The sequence below is a fragment of the Actinomadura logoneensis genome (assembly GCF_003428695.1).
GTDB classification, from domain to species: domain Bacteria; phylum Actinomycetota; class Actinomycetes; order Streptosporangiales; family Streptosporangiaceae; genus Spirillospora; species Spirillospora logoneensis.
Window position 1 is genome coordinate 1 of sequence record NZ_QURH01000687.1, and the last position, 2,891, is coordinate 2,891.

Annotated in this window: 4 protein-coding genes; 1 reads left to right on the plus strand and 3 read right to left on the minus strand. The window is 76.9% G+C overall.

The genetic code is table 11. The annotated features are described in order from the left end of the window. Positions 1-711, minus strand: a 711-nt coding sequence (locus DZF91_RS25680; protein ID WP_235834556.1) for a maleylpyruvate isomerase N-terminal domain-containing protein, incomplete at its 3' end; no start/stop codon positions are given. A gap of 323 nt (positions 712-1,034) precedes the next feature. Beyond that, positions 1,035-1,487, minus strand: coding sequence for a plectin (locus DZF91_RS25685; RefSeq protein WP_235834557.1), 453 nt, complete (start codon positions 1,485-1,487; stop codon positions 1,035-1,037). A 135-nt stretch (positions 1,488-1,622) separates the two neighbouring features. Here DZF91_RS25685 and DZF91_RS25690 point away from each other — a divergent pair, with 135 nt between their 5' ends. After that, on the plus strand, positions 1,623-2,207 hold the full coding sequence (locus DZF91_RS25690) for a TetR/AcrR family transcriptional regulator (RefSeq protein ID WP_117359782.1): 585 nt from the start codon (positions 1,623-1,625) through the stop codon (positions 2,205-2,207). A gap of 58 nt (positions 2,208-2,265) precedes the next feature. Here DZF91_RS25690 and DZF91_RS25695 read toward each other — a convergent pair. After that, the coding region (locus DZF91_RS25695) for a LutC/YkgG family protein (protein ID WP_117359783.1) at positions 2,266-2,891 on the minus strand (626 nt) is incomplete at its 5' end.

Genomic DNA, 2,891 nt, shown 5'->3' on the forward strand with positions numbered 1-2,891 from the left:
GTCGGGCGGCCTGCGCGGCTGGCGGGTGCGGCGCCGCGGCTGCGCGCAGGGCGCCTGCTCCGGCTCCGGTTCCGGCCAGGCCGGGGACCGTCCCGAGGCGCGCAGCACCGCCTCCCACGCGTCCCCGCGTCCCGCCTCCCGGACGGCCGCCAGCGGCAGGTGCGGAACGCCCCAGTGCCACGCCGACACCAGCAGCTCGGGGTCCTTCGGGCGGTAGTCGGCGCCGATCGCGCGGGCGAAGTCCCACGCGTGCAGGTGCCACTCCAGGCACGCCGCGCCCGCGTGGTCGCCGACGGTGTACTTGGTGCCCCGGTACACCAGGTGCGTGCGTTCCCACATGTCGGGCATCAGGTCGGCGTAGGCGCCCGCCGAGACCGTGAACGCGGTGATCCGCCCCTCGCCGGGTTCGGGCGGCAGCACGGCCAGCTCGGCCGCGTTCTGCCGGGCCTGCTGGCGGATCAGCACCGCGGACGCCGCGTCCTGCGCGAACAGTTTCGCCAGCCGGCTGTCCGGGGCGTCCTGTAGGTACTCCAGGTAGCTCTCGGCCACGCAGCGCAGGTGCCCGGCCAGGTCCATGAGCTGCCACTCGGCGCAGGGGGTCGGAGCTGCCCAGTCGGGGACCCGCGCCGCCAGGTCGCGGATCGCCCGCACCCCGGCCTGATAGCACTCCAGGACCCGTTCCCGGTCCGGCGGCGTCCGCTCCACCTGCATTCCCCCCGCGTTCGCGAAAGCCCCCCGTGACCTCGGCGGCCGTCCTCCGGCCGCACCGGCCCGCCTTCGGCGGGAGCCCTCCCGGCACTCCCCGGAGCTCCCCCGAGAGGGGAGGATTTCAAAGTTCGCTCTCCGGTGCCACTCCGCTTCGCTGTGTCGTCGGCTTAGGGGACGTCAAATGCTCCCCTCGTCCGGCCCCCGGGAAAGCAGCCGGCGGCGGGTCCGGGCCGGGTGCGCGACCCGGCCCGGCGGCACGGCGGGAACAGCCTCGGACGACGGCAGGCGACGACGACCGGGCTCGGCGGCCGGAGTCGGCGGCCGGGTCAGGCGACGGCGACGCCCCGGCCGGCGCGGAAGCTCAGCCGGTGCGTCTCGCGGGCGGTGCGCAGGCGCTCGACCTCGTCGGTCCACGGCCGGACCGACCAGCGGGCGCGGGCCTTGCGCTCGGCGATCTCGGCGGCGCGGCGGGCGGCCCCGTCCTGCCCCTCCGGGACGTACACCTTCGGGCCCATCGCGACCCGCTCGGCGGCCTGGGCGGCCTCCAGCGCGACGGTCAGGGCCTGGTCGAACGCGATCTCCAGCGCCTTCACCTCGTGCGCCGGGGCGCCCTCGCCCTGGGCGGTGCGCAGCGCGGCCTCGGCCGCCGACGCGTCGGCGAGGCGCTCGCGGTAGGAGTCGGCCAGCCGCCGGTCGGCCTCCATCCGCGCGGCGACGTCCTTGCTGATCCGGCGACCCAGCGGCATGCGGTGCTCCTCGAACCTCGTGCTCGTGCTCATCCGTCGGTCTTCGTGACCGATCAAGGGCCAGCGTACGCTCGGGACGCGCCGAAGGTGACCTCGGACACCGGGTTCACGCCTTTACGCAGTAAGGTGATCTCGGTCATCACCGTCCGGGAGCAGGAGGCACCGCCCATGGTCCGGCAGCCGAGCATCAACGCGCAGAACCGTCCGCCGCTCACCACCGACCGGATCATCGAGTCCGCCCTGCACATCGTGGACGGCCAGGGCCTCGCCCGGCTCACCATGCGGCGCCTCGGCGACGCGCTGGAGGTCGAGGCCATGGCGATCTACCACCACCTCCCCCGCGGCAAGGAGCAGCTGCTCGACCACCTGGTCGCGCACGTCGGCGCCATGCCCGCCGACGCGCCCGGCGGCGGGGGCTGGCGGGGCGGCCTGATGGCCTGGGCGCACGCCTACCGCACCCGGCTGCTCGACCACGCGGGCGTGCTGCCGCTGCTGGTCACCCACCGCAACCCCGCCGCGCTCGCGGGCACGCTCGCGTCGCTGCGCGAGCACCTGCGGCTCGGCGGCGTCCCCGAGCGGACCGCCGCGGTCGCCGCGCACAGCCTGCTCGGCTTCGTCATCGGGCACGTCGCGCTCGAGGTCCGCGACACCCGCGGCGACGTCCGGGCCGAACCGGGCGAACCGCCCGTGGACTGGGAGGCCCGGTTCGGCGCGGCCCTCGAACTCGTCCTCGCCGGCGTCAACCCCGGCTGACCGTCCCCTCCGCCCGCCGGACCCGCCCGCCGGATCCGGCTGCCCGGCGGGGGCGCCGTCAGTCTTCGACGACCAGCATCTCCAGCGTGCGCGGCCCGTGCGGAGCTCCGTACGGCCCTCGCGGCCCTTGTGGCGGGCCGCCCGCCAGCGGGGACGGGGGCGGGGGCCCGCTGATCCAGGTCTGCGGGCGCGCCGGGTCGAGCCGCCGCACCGCCTCCGGGACGGCGCCCACGATCTGGTCGGCGTGCACCACGCACAGGTGCCGGTCCGGGACGAGCGTCAGCACCCGGCGGCCCTGCGCGCGCCCGCCGTCCAGCACGACCGTCCCGGTCTGCGCGACCGCGACCGCGCAGCCGGTCACCACGCCGTCCACGTCCGCCAGCGCCGGGACGTCCAGGACCGCCGAGTCCGCGAGCGGACGCACCCCGTCCAGCTCGGCCAGCCACCCGTACGGCAGGTCGGCCGGAACGACGATCCGCTCGGCCTCCCAGCCCCACAGCACCGCCGCCACGGCCGTCGCCAGCTCGTCGCCGCCCACGTGCCGGACGGCCACGCCGAGCGCCGCGACGCGCTCGGTGAACAGCGCCACGACGTCCGCGCGCGGCATCTCCCCCTGCGCCGCCGCGCCCGTCCCCGGACCCGCGCCCGGCTCCCCGCGCACCGCAGCCTCCGGGCCGCCCAGCC